This is a genomic window from Bacteriovorax sp. HI3 (genome assembly GCF_059738875.1).
This window is the reverse complement of sequence record NZ_AP026946.1, coordinates 3,573,783-3,589,416: the sequence shown is the minus strand read 5'-3', so window position 1 is coordinate 3,589,416 and position 15,634 is coordinate 3,573,783. Positions and strand designations below refer to the sequence as shown.

Genomic DNA, 15,634 nt, shown 5'->3' with positions numbered 1-15,634 from the left:
ATAGAGAGAGAGGAAAAGTGACTACAAAATTTAAGAATATTAAAGACAGTACGAGTGAAGATTGGAAATCAATCGATCAAAGCTATTATGAGCTGCGTGATCAATTGCCCAACAGGCTGATTGAAACTCTGAGACAACTCGACACTATCCAAGGAGCTCTTCCTGTTTCAAGACTAGAGCATAGCCTTCAAGCGGCGACGCGCGCTCGTCGCGACAACAGAAGTGATGAGTATGTTTTCACTGCACTTTTTCATGATATTGGCTCTTACTTTACCCATGTTAACCATGCTGAAATTTCAGCTGCAATGATCAGGCCTTATGTAAGTGAGGATTTGCATTGGATGATTCTTCACCATGAAATTTTTCAAAGCTATCATTACTTCGATAAGATCGGTCTTGATAAAAATGCCAGAGATAAGTTTGTTTCTCACAGGCTCTATGAAGCCACTGTGGAATTTTGTGAAAAATATGATGCTCCTTCATGGGATGCTGCCTATGATTCTTTAAGGCTCGAAGAGTTCTACGACTTGGTAGACTCTGTAACCAAAAATAAAAGACGATGATCGCTGAAATCTGGAAAGCTGGATTTAACGTCCAGGACATTTATCAATCCATTATTAAAGCGAGCACTCAAGAGGCCCGCGAGGTTTATCCTGGTTACCAAGGCTGGTCGATTCTTTCTGAAGATGGTGGACTCTTTAGTGGATGGAATGCAGAGGCCGTCGTCTTTAATGACAAAGGTGAAATGGATTTAGAAAGATCCTACACAAAGAAAAAAGAGCTAGGCCTCATCAACGATTTAAAGCATATTCATCCAACTGAACTCATGACTCCTGAATTAGAAAAGGTCGTGGCCTTAGTTTCAAGCAAAGGGCTAAAGCCTTGTCGTATGCGCATCAGCGTTCTTTCTGCCGGAAGTGAGCTCTATTGGCATTCAGATGCCCCGAAGGATGTTTATTCAGTGAGGCTTCACATTCCACTCCTAACAAACGATCAGGCCTTTTTTGAAACAGAAAATGAAAGAGAGCATTTTCCGGCCAATGGTGATGCTTATTTTATTAAAGTGAATCAACGCCACCGCGTAGTGAATTATGGAAAAGAGGACCGCTGGCATTTAATTATGGATGTGACAGATACCGAAGGTTTTACCCGATTTCACTCGGTGAAAGATAAGTAGAGAGCATTCCACCTTTAGTCATTTTAGTTTTCAATTCAACATCATTAATAACAATCGTTAAAAACAAGTTGCCTGAAAGATCACTTAGGTTGTGAAGATTATAGAAAGAATCAAAGGCAATTTCTAAGGCCCCATTCTCTGGGAAAAGAATCTTTTTCCAGTCATTCGGTGAAGTCTTTTGTGAGAGTTCAATAAAATCTTCAGCGATCTTTTCTGGATTGTTATTCTTCCAGAAACTATAAGGTTTTCCGGCCAGATTCATTTTAGAGAGATCACAATAGTTAAAACTCTCATCGACCTTATTTTCTAAATAAAGAGGAGCAAAATAAGAAAGTGTGCTGATCTCATTTCTATCTCCGCGAGGTGGATGGTAATGATCATAGAACTTTTTGCGCTCAAACTTTGGATCAATGACCCCCCAATTTGTTTCAATGGCCACAAAGAGGCTTGAAAGAGAGTCGATTTTATCTTTTGATTTTTCTAAAAGCTTAAGTGTCAGTTCCACAATTCTATTGGAAAAATGACCTTCGGGAAGGTTGGCGGGAAAATTATTTTTTACCATAGCAATAACTTCGTTCATCGGAAGTCTTTTTTCGGCGATGGTGTAGAAGATACTTGGACGTTCTTCCTGAATGATATTCTTTTGATGAGAGTAGATAGAAGATCCGCCTTCGATCTCTAAAAGCTTTTGAAGTGCAGCCTTTTTCCAGTTAACAATCTCACTCATGGCTTACGGCCTTTGGTTGGAATTTTCTCCAGATAATAGAATCGTAAGAGTAGTGAACCAATAAAGGCACCCATGGAAGAAAGATTAAAGAGCTAGGAGTCCATTTAAATAAATAGAAAGACCCAACCCATGCTAAACCAAAAATTAAAGAGACCAGGCAAACGATGGCGAATTTATAATTTGAATTCCACACGCCGTTTTCGAGGTGTTTTGGCCAGGCCTGTGAAATATAGGCCATGTAACTAGTCCCGTGAGAGATGGCCAGGTAGACGTGGAAGAAACCCAGGGATTTAATAAAAAAGAGCCCAAAGCACATCCAAATAGTTGTTGAGAGAAAATAAATCAGGCGGGCAAAATCTAAAATGAGCACACCATTTTCTTTTCTAAACCCTAATCCCACGCTGATGAGAAGCGAGATCGCTGTAAAAGCAGTTAAAAAAGCAGGAGTGAAGATTCCCCAATTAGGAATTGATTGAGTGATTGTGATCCCATAAAGATAAGAAGGAAGATTATCCAGCTGGCGGAAAAACCAGATGAAGTTCGGAAGTCCTAGTACGGTAAGAAAAAAGATGCGTTCAAATTTCTTTCTTTGGGGAGAGAGTTTTCCCTGAGACATTTTTAGCCAGGCCTGGTGCTGAAGATAAATGTGAGCAAGCCCAGTGATGGCCAGGAGATTCATAAAATAGACATCGGAAATAAAGTTCGCAATCGCATAGATCCCGACAAAAACGAGAGGAACGATATAGAACTTTTTATCCAGTCTCTTCTTTAATTCAGAACCAGTGGCAAAAGGGATGTAGGTCGCAAAAATGTGACCGCCACCGATAAAAACTTTCGCTAGAAAGAAACTCAGCCAGTAGTTATTAACGCTGTTGTATTTTGTACCAATGAAAAAATAAGCGACGATAAAAGGCGCTACAAAAGATAAAAGGTCGAGCTTCCAGTTAAAGACCCATGAATTTCTAACAGCTAATATTCTGTCGGTCATAATCTTTTTTTAAAAGGCCATGTAGATGGCAGGAAGTAGAGCACCGTTACCTGTGAGAAAAAGAACCAGGCCGAGTGCTGCCAATAAACACCATACGAGAAGAAGCCAGTACTTTCTTTTTTCAATAATTTTTTTGAATAAAAAAATGAGAAAACCAGACGTCGTTCTGGGAATTTCTTCCTTCTGTTCAGGAGTGTTATCGGTGTTCTGCATAATGTATTTAGTAGACCACTGAATGATTTATTTGACTAGAATTTTTTATCCTGAGGAAATCAGACTCTTTCATTTGGAGATCTGACAAATGGGAAGTGAGATTCATCATTGATTAGGGCCTGGGCCATCTCAACTTTTTTACTCATAAATGTGCGCAGGTTGATCTTGTATTTTTCATAGCCAATAAGTGGCTCAAAAAACCAGAAAACCAGCATGTTGTAGACGATAAAAGGATAACAATCGTGTTGCATAAGTCGATCAAACTCGCTTCCTTTAACATTTTTACTAGGAAGAAGTCCGTTATTAAACAACCAGTCTCCAGTTGTGCGCGTTTTAGGTTTTGGCCCTAGTGTGAAACCATGGCGGTCAACAATCAACCTATCCATAAAGCGCTGATCTTCAGGAATGTCCCAGTCGATAACCATGCTGGAGAATTGGATGCCATGACTTTTATAAAACTCGCGGAAGAGCTCTCTGATTTCCGGCATGTGTCCTGGAAGATGCAGAAGTTCTTTGGTCATTCCATCATAGACGGTTTGAATCTTTTTCTCCTGGCAAAAAAGCACAGTTCTTGTGTGCCAGCTCAGCGAGCTTAGTCCAGGAGTCGCCAGGTTATAAAAGTGAAACTCTTTTAAGAATTTAAAGAAATGTTTATAACTTAGATGCTTAACAATTTTGTCTGTTGAAAAAACTGAAAGAGTGAATTTGTCAGCGCCGTATTTTTTTTGCAGGCGCTCAAGATTTTGTTCCGGCCAGGGAGAGTTTTCAGTCGCCTTCTCGTAGAAAGTTAGAAGATGAACGCGCTCGTGCTTTTCAGCAGCAAGTCCCGCTGTGCAAAAAGAATCAGTTCCACCTGAAAATAAAACGACACACTCATTCATACGGATTTTGCACTCCTAATTCTTTAAGCATCCATTTGGCCAGGGCACCAAAAAGTTTAAAAGGAAGATGAACAAAAAAAGAAATCATCTGAAACCACATCAGTCTCAGTCGGTAGGGAAGTAATAAGGCAATCAGGCAGATGAGAGAAGAGAAAATCAACCTGACAATAATTAATCCGTTATTCACTCGAGGAGTTTTCCACTTGTAATTCGTTAGACTTAAACTTTAACTTGCCATGGGGGTTATGGCACTATTTAATTATTATCAGTGAAAAATATTTTAAAACTCATCCTGGCCACTGTCCTTACCCTTGTCATATGTGAGGTTTCCCTCCGCTTAGTCGATCATTACGCTCGCAAATCCGCACCTGGAAATGAAAAAGGAGAGGGGATTCAGTCGCAAGCGATGAAGAGTTTTTTGCAGGATAAAATCAATCGCCTTTGGGTAAGAGGAAGAGATGCTCGCGATCATTTCTTTGAGCCGCCGTTTGATGTTTTCGTCAATAAAGACTTTCACAATCAAAGCCGCCTGGATTTTATTCACCGCTACGTTTCTCTCCCAAAAAACCTCAATGCAACAGTTGAAAATTTTCTGCGCCTAAATGATCAAAAACAAAATGAAACATTTACAGTGACCAGCAATGAGCTGGGATTTCGTGGAAGTAAAAATATTCCCATTGAAAAAAAAGCAGACACTTTCCGCATCGTTTTACTTGGTTCTTATCCGGCCTTTGGTCACGCTGTTAATGACGATGAAACCTATGCCAGCGTTCTTGAACATTCTCTTAACCAACATTTCAAAGGGAAAAAAAACATTGAAATATGGAATGGAGGAAAGCAGGGGGCGACTAGCATTATGGGTTACTCTCGTTTGAAAAAAGATGCTCTTTCTTTAAAACCAGATCTTATCCTCTGGGATTTCGGATGGATTGAACTCTACCTCGGCAGAGACATGGTGAAGCAAGACGGAAAGAGAGTTGAGCTTAAAAATCTTAATTGGTTTGAAAGACAAGTGATTAGAAAATGCGTGAACACCATTCTTGAACCTTTGGCCCTGTGCAAATTCTCGCTGAATAAAATGACAAAAGTCAGTTACAGTGACGCCATTGACGGGTGGAAAGAATCTATGACACTTTTAAGAGAGTGGGCAAAAGAAAACAACATCCCGGTGGTGTTTTTAAGACACAGAGGTGTGACGATTCCAAATCAGGAGTACAAAGCTTTTGATGCTCCTAAAGAAAGAATGTACTTCGTTGATACATCCGCTTCACTAGACCCGGCACCGACAGTAGAAGAGAAAAATCTTTTCTGGGGAAAGGTCAACTGGCTTGGTGAATTACACCATACGCGCGAAGAAGTGGAGAAATCAGACGAGAAGCTGATCTTCTTAGGAGATGCCATCCAATACAACAAATTGGGGTATAAACGCATCGGCCTTTACTTGGCAGACTGGTTTATTAAAAAAGACCTGCAGTTTTAATTATGATTAATATTTATTCAGTACCACATTTAAAAACGAACCTGTCTCATCTTCATAAATATTTTAATGAAGCAGATATGCTCGGTGGCGTAAAAAGCCGTCACGTGATGAAGCTGGAAGAAAAGTTTTCGAAAAATGGAAAACAAGCCGTGGCCGTTAATCACTGCACGAGTGGATTAAAAATTGCTCTGACAAAATACAAACCCACAACAGTGGTTGTTCCAGTTGTGATTTTTTTCGGAGTGATTGGCGCTATCCTTGAGGCCGGGCACGACTATGTCCTTGCCCCTGTTGACCAGTATGGAAATATTGATAAGTCAGTTCTAAAGAATATCCCGGACAATTATATTGTCATGAATGCACACATGAATAGCCGTGTGTCTGATTTGCGTGAGTTTTCTCATCTTGCCATTATTGATGACGCCGCTTCAGCTTTCGGTGGAAAGTTTAATGATGGCAAAGATTTGATCTACGATGCTCCCTATGATTCAGTCATTAGTTTCTCCTATGGAAAACCGCTAACTGCTGGTGAAGGTGGAATTGTTTTTACGACAAACAACACAGAGTTTTATAAAGAAAAAAGATACTGTGGAATAACAAATCTCACTGGTACTTACGGCATCAGCGATTATGAGATTAATGAAATTACCACGAAGGCCCCTTTTAACGCTCTTGGGGCGGCGTTAGTTTCACTGCAGTTAGAAAAGTTCAATGAAGACACAGAAAAGAGAAAAGCTCTTTCATTAGAGTTTGATAAACTCGCGGCCTTTAATCAGATCAAAAGTGATTTAAATGGAGTGTGTCTGACTTACTTCATGCGTTTTGCAACCAACGCTCAAAGAGAAGCCGCAAAAGAGTATTTCAACAATAACGGGATTCAGTGTTACCTGAATCATAAACCATTATACATGTACAACGCCTTTAAAGACGCCAAGATGATAGAAGGAGCACGCGAGAGTGCTGAGGATTATTTCTCAAAAGCTCTGCACATCACCAGTCGATCGGATTTAAAGACAGAAGAGATTGAACACATTAAAGCTCACCTTTCTTCATTAAGCAGGATCATTGCATGAAAGTACCAACATATGATTTAGAATGGAAAAAACAAGCGACACCTTTTATTAGAGAGGCCTTCAGTGCTTTTAAACCGAGAGCTGAATTCTTAAAAAGAAATGTAGAGGCCCGCGAGCAAAAGCTTGATGACAATGAACAACCTAATATTCTTGAAGTGAAGACTCCGCTGACTGAATATACTGGGCAAGTCGCTGACTTCGATGTCGTGTTTGAAAACTGTCCAAATTATCCTGAAATCAGAAAGGCCATGGATTATGTCCTGGCCTATGTTACTGAAGTGGCCTCAAGTGCAAAGGCAACTTTTGTTACTTTTGCGACAGATATTACCGGTGCAGAAATGGGGATTCGCCATCTTCATCCGAAAATGAATGGAGACCGTTGTAATGTTTTAACTTTTGGAATCCCACTTTATTTGGGAGAGCGAGCACCTAGTTTTGATATTTATGTCAATGAAACTCAGTGGCCTACTCGTTACTACGTCGATTATAAGCGCATCCGTGATTTAGATCTCTCTTATATGAAACTCAACATGCCGATGGATGGCTCTATTTTCCATATGCAATTTGATGGTTCAAGACACCCGCATGTGATTACATATACCGATTCCGTTTTCATGTGGTTTGTCTTTGATGGAGTCGAATTTAAAGACCAGCGAGACATTGGAAACGGGCTCAATATTAAGTTCCTATAACCCTGGCCTACGCATCGCTCCTCTAAATCCTTGAAAAGAGGGCACTTTTAAGTGCCTATAATCAGGCTATTTTAGGCCAAATCCAAAGTATTTTTCGTTCATAACATTGACACTCACCCGGGTGATACCACCTTTAAAATATAAGATTTTGAATCGAGGAAATGAAATGACGGAAAACACGAACGACACAAACAGCGAAGAGATTTTAAACGCTGATGGAAATGAAGCCACGACAGAAAATGTAGAAAGCATTGGAGCTGCTAACGCGAAAGCGGGCGAAGATTTCAAGGCGAAGTACTATTATCTGGCAGCTGAATTTGAAAACACGAGAAAGAGATTTGAGCGTGAGAAAGAAAACCTTCTGAAATACGGAAGCGAGAAAATTCTTTCTAACCTGATTAACGTTGTGGATAACTTCGATTTAACAGTGGCAGCACTTAAAAATGATAACGATGATAAAGTTCAAAATATTGTGAAAGGGATTGAAATGATCCGCACGCAATTTTTAGATGTATTAAAACAAAACGGACTAACTCAGGTTGAGTCTATGGGAAAAGTCTTTGACCCTAATTTCCACGAAGCGGTAGCTCAGGCTCCAGCTCCAGGGAAAGAAGACCAGGAAGTCATCACTGAGTATCAAAAAGGATATGTGTTAAATGGAAGGCTCTTAAGGGCCGCAAAAGTAGTAGTTGCAAATAACGCGTAATTTAGATTTAGAAATTAAAAATATAAGGAGACATTTATGGGAAAAATTATTGGTATCGACTTAGGGACAACAAACTCATGTGTGGCCGTGCTTGAAAACGGAACATACAAAGTTATCGCAAACGCTGAAGGACACAACACAACTCCTTCAATCGTTGGTTTCGCTAACAACGGTGAAGTCCTTGTTGGTCAGGTTGCAAAAAGACAATCTGTAACAAACCCAAAGAAAACACTTTTTGGTATTAAAAGACTAATTGGTAGAAAGGCCGACGCTCCAGAAGTTAAAAAATTCATGGAAGTAGCACCTTTCGAAATCCTAGCTAACAAAAATGGAGATGCTTGGGTAAAGGTTGACGGAAAAGAAATGTCACCTCAAGAAGTATCAGCAAAAATTCTTGAAAAACTTAAGAAAGCAGCTGAAGACTACCTAGGGCAACCAGTAACTGAAGCTGTTATTACAGTTCCAGCTTACTTCAACGATGCTCAAAGACAGGCAACTAAAGATGCAGGTCGTATCGCTGGTCTTGATGTAAAACGTATCATCAACGAGCCAACGGCTGCAGCACTAGCTTACGGTATGGACTCTAAGAAAGATAAAAACATCGCTGTATTCGACCTTGGTGGTGGTACATTCGATATTTCTATCCTTGAAATTACATCTGATGGTGTATTCGAAGTAAAAGCAACTAACGGGGATACATTCCTTGGTGGAGAAGACTTCGACTACAGAATCATCAACTTTCTTGCGGAAGAATTTAAGAAAGAAAACGGTGTTGATTTAAGAAACGACACTATGGCGCTTCAAAGATTAAAAGAAGCTGCAGAAAAAGCTAAGCACGAGCTTTCAAACGTTAACCAGACAGACGTTAACCTTCCGTTCATCACTGCTGATGCAACTGGACCGAAGCACTTAAACGTTGCGATTACACGAGCTAAGTTTGAACAGCTAATTGCTGACCTTGTACAAAAACTAGTTGAGCCATGTAACACATGTATCAAAGACTCTGGACTTTCACTTAATGAAATCCATGAAGTTGTTCTAGTTGGTGGTGCGACTCGTACTCCAATCGTACAAGCTAAAGTAAAAGACATCTTCGGAAAAGAGCCTTCTAAAGGTGTAAACCCGGATGAAGTTGTAGCTGCAGGTGCTGCGATCCAAGGTGGGGTACTAGCTGGTGACGTTAAAGACGTTCTTCTTCTAGACGTAACTCCTTTATCACTTGGTATCGAAACTCTTGGTGGTGTTTCAACAAGAATCATCGAGAAAAATACAACGATCCCGACTAAGAAGTCTCAGGTGTTCTCTACAGCTCAGGATAACCAACCAGCTGTATCGATTCACGTACTTCAAGGGGAAAGAGAATTTGCTAAAGATAACAAAACTCTTGGTAGATTCGATTTAACTGGAATTTCTCCAGCTCCACGTGGAATTCCACAAATTGAAGTAACGTTTGACATCGACGCCAACGGTATCGTTCACGTTTCGGCTCAGGATAAAGCGACTGGTAAATCTCAAGAAATCAGAATCACTTCTGGATCTGGTTTAACAGAAGAAGAAATCCAGAGAATGGTAAAAGATGCGGAAGTTAACCGTGCAGCTGACCAGGAAAGACGTCATGTTGTAGACGCAAGAAACAACCTTGATGGTTTAATCTTCGCGACTGAAAAAATGATTAAAGATGGAGAAGGAAAAATTTCTGCTCAATCTAAATCAGAGCTTGAAGGAGCTGTAACAGAAGCTAAAACGAAGTTAACTTCTGAGTCTCTTGATGAGCTAAAAGCAGCAGTAGAAAGACTACAAAACGTGTCTCATAAAGTTGCTACAGAAATGTACCAAGCTGGTGGAGCTCCTGGAGCAGAAGCTGGAGCACAAGGTAACCCTGGTGCTGGAGCTGGTGCGGACGCTGGTGCAAAAAAGAATGACGACGATGTAGTAGACGCAGACTATAAAGAAGTTTAATCTGAGTTCAGTTAAATAATTTTACTAAGAATAGAAGGTCTCTCCTAGCGGAGAGACCTTTTTCGTAAAGGATCATATGAGCAATAAACGCGATTATTACGAGGTTCTTGGGGTCCAGAAGAACTCTAGTAAGGATGAAATCAAAAAGGCCTATCGTAAGATGGCCATGCAGTATCACCCTGATAAAAATCCGGACAACAAGGAAGCTGAAGCAAAGTTCAAAGAGGCTTCAGAAGCTGCAGAAGTTCTTTTAGATGATGATAAAAAAGCGCGCTATGATCAATTCGGTCATGCCGGTATGAACGGGCAAGGCGGATTTGGCGGCGGCGGATTCCAGCAAGGAGACTTTGGAGATTTCGGCGATATTTTCGGCGACATCTTTGGAGATATGCTTGGTGGACGTGGCAGAGGCCGCGGAGGCAGAAGATCTACAGGACGACCTGGCGACGATCTGCAAATGGGAATTGATATCGACTTTAGCGAAGCTGCTTTTGGTACAGAGAAGACCATTTCACTAACTAAAAATGTGAAGTGTGACACTTGTAGCGGAACGGGAGCAAAGGCCGGATCATCTCCTACAACATGTGATTACTGTAATGGTCACGGAGAAGTTCGCCGTCAACAAGGCTTCTTCACTGTTTCATCAACATGTCCAAAATGTAATGGCTCTGGCCAGATGATTAAAGACCCATGTGGTACTTGTCACGGTCAAGGTAAGAAGAAAAAGAAAGTCGATCTACAAGTGAAAATCCCGGCGGGAATCGATCAAGGTCAGCGTCTAAAACTTTCAGGTGAAGGTGATGCAGGATCTAACGGTGGACCAAACGGAGACTTGTACGTTGTGATCAATATTCGTCAGCACGAAATTTTCGAGCGCGATGAATTCGACGTCCACTGTACGGTGCCTATCAGCTTCTCTAAAGCTGCACTAGGTGCGGAAATGGAAGTGCCGACATTATCAGGGAAAGTTCAATTGAAGATCCCTGCAGGAACTCAGTCGGGTGTAAAAATGCGTCTTAAAGGAAAAGGAATCCAGAGACTAGGCGGATACGGAGTGGGTGACCAGATCGTAACTGTTCAAGTTGAAACTCCAACTAAACTCTCAAGCGAACAAAAGGATTTATTCCAGCGCTTAGCAGAAGTTGAAGAGAATTCTAATCCGATGAGCCGTGGGTTTTTTGATAAAGTAAAAGACTTATTTCAATAATAACTTCGCAAATGATGAGCCGGGCAATGCCCGGCTTTTTTAGTCAGTCAATTTATAACACAACTTCCTTTTATAAAACTCCAACGCTTGTTAGAATAATCCAATCAAATAATAGATTTTCCAGGATTGTATTGTGAAAAGTGTTTTTGTTTTGATGGCCTTTCTTTTTGTTACTTCATGTTCAGGGGTGAGTATGATCACGCCAGAAAGAAAAGTGGCAGACAATGTTGATACTTCTAAATTATACCACCAGGATTTCCTGCAAAAAATCAATGCAGCTAAAGAAAAAGTGCGCCAGGGGAAAAACGACCTTGCGCTTAAAGATGTAGCGGCCATTAAAGAAGAAAAACTTTCAAATGCTGAGAAGGCAACGAAGAGAAACTTAACAGGTGTTATTAATTTCTCTCAAAAAAGATATGAAGCTGCCGCTAAAAGTTTTGAAGAAGCAAGTGCTTTGGCAAAAGATGACCCGGCCTTAGATGCACAAATTTATCTCAACCTGGGAAGTGCTTACTATAAGATGAATCAAAATGAAAAAGCGCTCAATACGCTTTCTCAGGCAAATTACAAAAATCTTCAGGATACAGAAGCAAAAAAATTCCACCAACTTTACGCTCTTCTCTCACAACAGCTTGGGAAAAAAGAGCAAAGTCTTTCGGCCCTTATCCGTTCACTTGAAGATAAAAAATCAATTAGCGAGCTGACGACAGACCCAAGATATGGACAGGTTGAAGAGCAGTTTAAAAAGCTTTCAAGCAGCGAGCGCGTGCGTTTACTAGAAGAGTTTGATCAGGATAAAAACCTAAGCGTGGCCTATTTAGCTTATAAAGAAGCTGAGACGGCTTTCCGTGAAGGAGACCAGGATAAAGTTAAAGACTTCTCAGAATGGATTGAAAAACGTTACGGATCAAACACAGAGATTATGGGATTGGTGGCAAGCCTTGGCGCAAGAAACCAAAACAACACAGCAAAGATTGATCTTCGTTATATTGGGGTGGCCCTGCCGCTTTCTGGGGACCTGAAAGGTTTGGGCGAAAGAGCATTGGCGGGTATTGATGTGGCCCTTGAAGAGATGTCACAGGACCCAAACAAAAAATATCGTTTAGAAATCAAAGACACAAAAGGGAATCCGGCCAACGGAGCTTTTGCAGTTAAGGACTTAATTGAAACAAACAACGTTGCCGCTGTTATTGGTGGGCTAACAACAGCTGAAGCGACAAAAGAGTATCTGGAAGCTAAAAAATACGGCGTAGTCTTTATTTCGCTTTCAAAGGTTCTTCTGCCAAAAGAAGAAAAGAACCATCTTTTAATCGAGATCCCGGGTTCAATTGAATCGCAAGTGAATACGCTTTTTTCTGAGAGAATGCTCGCAAAAATCGGTAAGCGTCCGGCGATCATGTATCCGAAGACGGATATCGGTGAAGCCTACGCAAATGAGTTCTGGAGACAATCAAAGAAATACAATTTAGACGTGACTGGTCTTATTTCTTTTGATCCAAATCAAACTGATTACCGCGACCCGGTTAAAAATATTTTGGGAATTAAGTTTAATCGTGAACGCGAAGAAGAGCTGGCGATTGTTAACGACATCGCTCACCTGGAGAGTAAAAAGAGTATTAAGCGCGTGCAGAATCTTCAGCCGCAAATTGATTTTGACTGGGTATTTGTTCCGGCCCTTCCAAGAGAAGTGGTGCAACTTCTGCCAAACTACAATTACTTTGATGCTTTCAACTTAAACTACGTAGGAGTGCCGAGCTGGAGGTCTGAGTTGATGGTGAACGAAGGCTACCGTTACGGAAATGTGTACTTCATGGATGAGCCGATCAGTGGAACCGAGACTCCCTTTACGCAGAAATTTTTCCAAAAATTTAAGAAGCAACCAAACATAGTAGAAACTATTGCCTATGACTCATTAAGAATATTGTTTGACGTTATTGAGGCGGACTCTTCTTATCAGACGCGACAAGATTTAGATTTGGCCCTAATTAAAAAGGAAAACTTAAAAAGTGAAAGTGGATCGTGGAAACTTGCGGATGATATCTGGATGAAGGATATGAGCACTTTTAGAATTAAGAGAGAAGGAATTGAAGCCGTAGTAAATTAAGTTTTATCAATAGTTTGCGCCGATTACCTGATTGGGATAATCAAGTAATCGGCACTGAAAAACTATTTTTTAGCAGCAGCAATTTTCTTTTTGATTCTTGCTTTTTTCTTTGCTTGAGCTGTTTTTCTTTTCATTTTTAGCGCGATAGATTTTCTTCCCATTCCCATTTTATTCTTCCTTTTTGGTCGGTTAATTAAGCTGATTTTCAGATGTCATAGTCTATTAAAAACAACAAGGGAAATCTAGTATTTAATTGTTGTATCCAACCAAGTGAAATGATAAATTTTATTATAAACATTTTAGTTTATTAGAATGGACTCGGAAAATAACAATGGTTGTTAAAAAAAGCACGCAAAAAAAAGCAGTGCAAAAAAAATCGCCTGCAAAGGCCAAAAAAACTGCTAAATCGACAAAAAAGACGGTTAAGGCTGTTAAGGCGAGAGCTGAAAAAGATATCGCAGCAGCCTTAGATACAAGTATTGAAACTGCGTTGAATGAAGATTCAACTATCAGTCAGCAAAGACGTGAAGTTCTTCACGAGATCAGTGATCTTAAAGAAAAGCTTCGCCACAGAAGAATTCATGGAAATGAAGACAAAAAGAAAATCGCTCGCGACATGCTTGAGCGATACACTGGCCATGAAATCAAAGACTTTCAAAAACAAATTATTCTTACGAACTTTCACTACTACGTAGAGCGCTTCAATGCTCTTCTTCCAGATGCACACTACACTCAAGGTTCAGCGTTTAAGGCTTCTTCATCGAAGAAAGCAAAAGTAACGATCATTGAATTTGGTGTTGGTTCAGCAATGGCCGCTTTAATCGGCGAGCTTCTGGCAGTAGTAGAACCCAAAGCAGTTTTATTCCTAGGTTTAGCTGGTGGTGTTCACCCTTCTCTTGATGTTGGAGATTTCGTTCTTCCGATCGCATCAGTGAGAGGAGAAGGTGTAACTCAGCACTTTTTACCTGAACAAGTTCCGGCCCTTCCAACGTTCAAGGTTCAGAAGTTTGTTTCACAAATTCTGGTAGAGCACGGATTAGAGTACAGAACAGGAACAATTCACTCGACGGATTACCGTTTCTGGGAATTCGACGACAGATTCAAATTAAATTTATTAGAAGAAAGAGTGCTGGCCGTAGAGATGGAAACTGCCGCTCTTTTCGTTTCTTGTTTTGTAAGTAAAGTTAATATTGGAGCCCTTTTACTCATCTCTGACTGTCCACTTAAAGAAGGTGGAATTAAAACTAAGCAGTCAGCAAAAGCAGTCTTTAGAAAATTTACCGATGTTCACATCGAACTTGGTATTGAAGCTATGGCCGACATTGCGGAGAGAGGAGAGGCTATCCGTCACTATCAATGGTAAAAACTAATTAAGGAATATGGAAAATGTTTAAAAGAGCTTTAGACTGGTTTTCAAATGATTTAGCTATCGACCTTGGGACAGCTAACACATTGGTTTATGCAAAAGACAGAGGGATTATCGTTAACGAGCCTTCAGTAGTAGCAGTTCACCAGGGTGCAAAAGGCCAAAGTAGAGTTTTAGCTGTTGGTAAAGAAGCAAAAGATATGTTGGGAAGAACTCCTGGATCTATCAAAGCTATCAGACCAGTTAAAGACGGGGTTATCGCAGACTTCGAAGTTACTCAAGCGATGATCAGATACTTCATTACAAAATCACTTACAGGTTCAAAGCTGATTAAGCCAAGAATCGTTATCTGTATCCCTTTCGGGATCACACAAGTAGAAAAAAGAGCGGTAAAAGAATCTGCTGAACAAGCTGGTGCTCGCGAAGTTTATCTCATTGAAGAACCAATGGCAGCAGCTATCGGTGCTGGCCTTCCAATCACTGAACCATCAGGTAACATGATCGTTGATATCGGTGGTGGTACGACTGAAGTTGCGGTTATCTCTTTAGGAGGTATCGTTTACTCTAAATCAGTTCGTGTAGCTGGTGATAAATTCGATGAAGCGATCGCTTCATACATTAAGAAAAAATACTCTCTTCTAATCGGGGAAAGAACAGCTGAAGCAATCAAACTTGCTATCGGTAACGCTTATCCATTTGATGACGAAGTTAAAACTTACGAAGTAAAAGGACGCGACTTGATTGCTGGTGCTCCAAAAATTATCGAAGTAACTTCTGATGAAATTCGTGATGCTCTTGCAGATCCAGTTTCTGAAGTTGTTGAAGCAATCAAAATTTCACTTGAAAAAACTCCACCTGAACTTGCTGCTGATATCGTTGATAACGGAATCATCCTTGCTGGTGGTGGTGCACTTCTAGCTAACCTTGACGTTCTAATCAAAGAAAAGACAGGTCTTCCGGTTTCAATCGCAGAAGATCCTTTAACTTGTGTTGTTCGTGGGTGTGGAAAAGTTCTAGAGTCTCTTGAACTTCTAAGACAAGTAACAATTAGCTAAGAGGCG

16 protein-coding genes are annotated in these 15,634 nt (G+C 40.5%); 11 read left to right on the top strand and 5 right to left on the bottom strand.

The window, feature by feature from the left end; genetic code table 11:
- Positions 1 to 17 precede the first annotated feature (17 nt).
- Entirely contained in the window at positions 18 to 563 is a 546-nt protein-coding gene (locus AC6JA8_RS17820; RefSeq protein WP_497975005.1) for an HD domain-containing protein, read from the top strand.
- Positions 560 to 1,177 (top strand): aspartyl/asparaginyl beta-hydroxylase domain-containing protein, encoded by a 618-nt coding sequence (locus AC6JA8_RS17815; RefSeq protein ID WP_497975004.1) that lies wholly within the window; start codon positions 560 to 562, stop codon positions 1,175 to 1,177. Before AC6JA8_RS17820 ends, AC6JA8_RS17815 begins: the two co-directional genes overlap by 4 nt.
- On the opposite strand, the gene AC6JA8_RS17810 is transcribed toward AC6JA8_RS17815, so the two are convergent.
- The 5 genes from AC6JA8_RS17810 to AC6JA8_RS17790 are packed head-to-tail and all read right to left on the bottom strand — an operon-like array spanning position 1,146 to position 4,173.
- Positions 1,146 to 1,904 carry a hypothetical protein gene (locus AC6JA8_RS17810; protein ID WP_497975003.1) on the bottom strand — a complete coding sequence of 253 codons (759 nt, stop codon included), beginning with the start codon at positions 1,902 to 1,904 and terminating at the stop codon, positions 1,146 to 1,148. The genes AC6JA8_RS17815 and AC6JA8_RS17810 overlap by 32 nt on opposite strands.
- Positions 1,897 to 2,892, bottom strand: a complete 996-nt coding sequence (locus AC6JA8_RS17805) for a hypothetical protein (protein ID WP_497975002.1) — start codon at positions 2,890 to 2,892, stop codon at positions 1,897 to 1,899. Before AC6JA8_RS17805 ends, AC6JA8_RS17810 begins: the two co-directional genes overlap by 8 nt.
- Positions 2,893 to 2,901: 9 nt before the next feature.
- The gene (locus AC6JA8_RS17800) at positions 2,902 to 3,105 is read right to left on the bottom strand and encodes a hypothetical protein (RefSeq protein ID WP_102245156.1); all 204 of its coding nucleotides are present in this window, start codon (positions 3,103 to 3,105) and stop codon (positions 2,902 to 2,904) included.
- A gap of 59 nt (positions 3,106 to 3,164) precedes the next feature.
- A complete protein-coding gene (locus tag AC6JA8_RS17795; protein WP_102245155.1) occupies positions 3,165 to 3,986 on the bottom strand; it encodes an adenine nucleotide alpha hydrolase family protein in 822 nt (273 codons plus the stop codon).
- Entirely contained in the window at positions 3,979 to 4,173 is a 195-nt protein-coding gene (locus AC6JA8_RS17790) for a hypothetical protein (protein ID WP_133566668.1), read from the bottom strand. The genes AC6JA8_RS17795 and AC6JA8_RS17790 overlap by 8 nt, the downstream gene beginning before the upstream one ends.
- A gap of 219 nt (positions 4,174 to 4,392) precedes the next feature.
- Between AC6JA8_RS17790 and AC6JA8_RS17785 the strand changes: the two genes are divergently transcribed.
- The 9 genes from AC6JA8_RS17785 to AC6JA8_RS17745 all read left to right on the top strand — a co-directional run bounded on the left by AC6JA8_RS17785 (position 4,393) and on the right by AC6JA8_RS17745 (position 15,628).
- Positions 4,393 to 5,466, top strand: coding sequence for an SGNH/GDSL hydrolase family protein (locus AC6JA8_RS17785; RefSeq protein ID WP_497975001.1), 1,074 nt, complete (start codon positions 4,393 to 4,395; stop codon positions 5,464 to 5,466).
- A gap of 2 nt (positions 5,467 to 5,468) precedes the next feature.
- Positions 5,469 to 6,539, top strand: coding sequence for a DegT/DnrJ/EryC1/StrS family aminotransferase (locus AC6JA8_RS17780; RefSeq protein WP_497975000.1), 1,071 nt, complete (start codon positions 5,469 to 5,471; stop codon positions 6,537 to 6,539).
- A complete protein-coding gene (locus AC6JA8_RS17775) occupies positions 6,536 to 7,231 on the top strand; it encodes a hypothetical protein (RefSeq protein WP_497974999.1) in 696 nt (231 codons plus the stop codon). Before AC6JA8_RS17780 ends, AC6JA8_RS17775 begins: the two co-directional genes overlap by 4 nt.
- A gap of 166 nt (positions 7,232 to 7,397) precedes the next feature.
- The gene (locus AC6JA8_RS17770; RefSeq protein ID WP_102245151.1) at positions 7,398 to 7,937 is read left to right on the top strand and encodes a nucleotide exchange factor GrpE; all 540 of its coding nucleotides are present in this window, start codon (positions 7,398 to 7,400) and stop codon (positions 7,935 to 7,937) included.
- Positions 7,938 to 7,973: 36 nt separating this feature from the next.
- Positions 7,974 to 9,896, top strand: coding sequence for a molecular chaperone DnaK (gene dnaK, locus AC6JA8_RS17765; RefSeq protein WP_497974998.1), 1,923 nt, complete (start codon positions 7,974 to 7,976; stop codon positions 9,894 to 9,896).
- A gap of 76 nt (positions 9,897 to 9,972) precedes the next feature.
- Positions 9,973 to 11,103: a molecular chaperone DnaJ gene (gene dnaJ / locus AC6JA8_RS17760; protein WP_102245149.1), complete on the top strand. Its 1,131-nt coding sequence runs from the start codon at positions 9,973 to 9,975 to the stop codon at positions 11,101 to 11,103.
- 133 nt (positions 11,104 to 11,236) lie between these two features.
- On the top strand, positions 11,237 to 13,207 hold the full coding sequence (locus AC6JA8_RS17755; RefSeq protein ID WP_497974997.1) for an ABC transporter substrate-binding protein: 1,971 nt from the start codon (positions 11,237 to 11,239) through the stop codon (positions 13,205 to 13,207).
- Between the two features lie 331 nt (positions 13,208 to 13,538).
- The gene (locus tag AC6JA8_RS17750; protein ID WP_102245147.1) at positions 13,539 to 14,570 is read left to right on the top strand and encodes an AMP nucleosidase; all 1,032 of its coding nucleotides are present in this window, start codon (positions 13,539 to 13,541) and stop codon (positions 14,568 to 14,570) included.
- Between the two features lie 14 nt (positions 14,571 to 14,584).
- Positions 14,585 to 15,628 (top strand): rod shape-determining protein, encoded by a 1,044-nt coding sequence (locus AC6JA8_RS17745; RefSeq protein WP_407079779.1) that lies wholly within the window; start codon positions 14,585 to 14,587, stop codon positions 15,626 to 15,628.
- Positions 15,629 to 15,634: the final 6 nt, after the last annotated feature.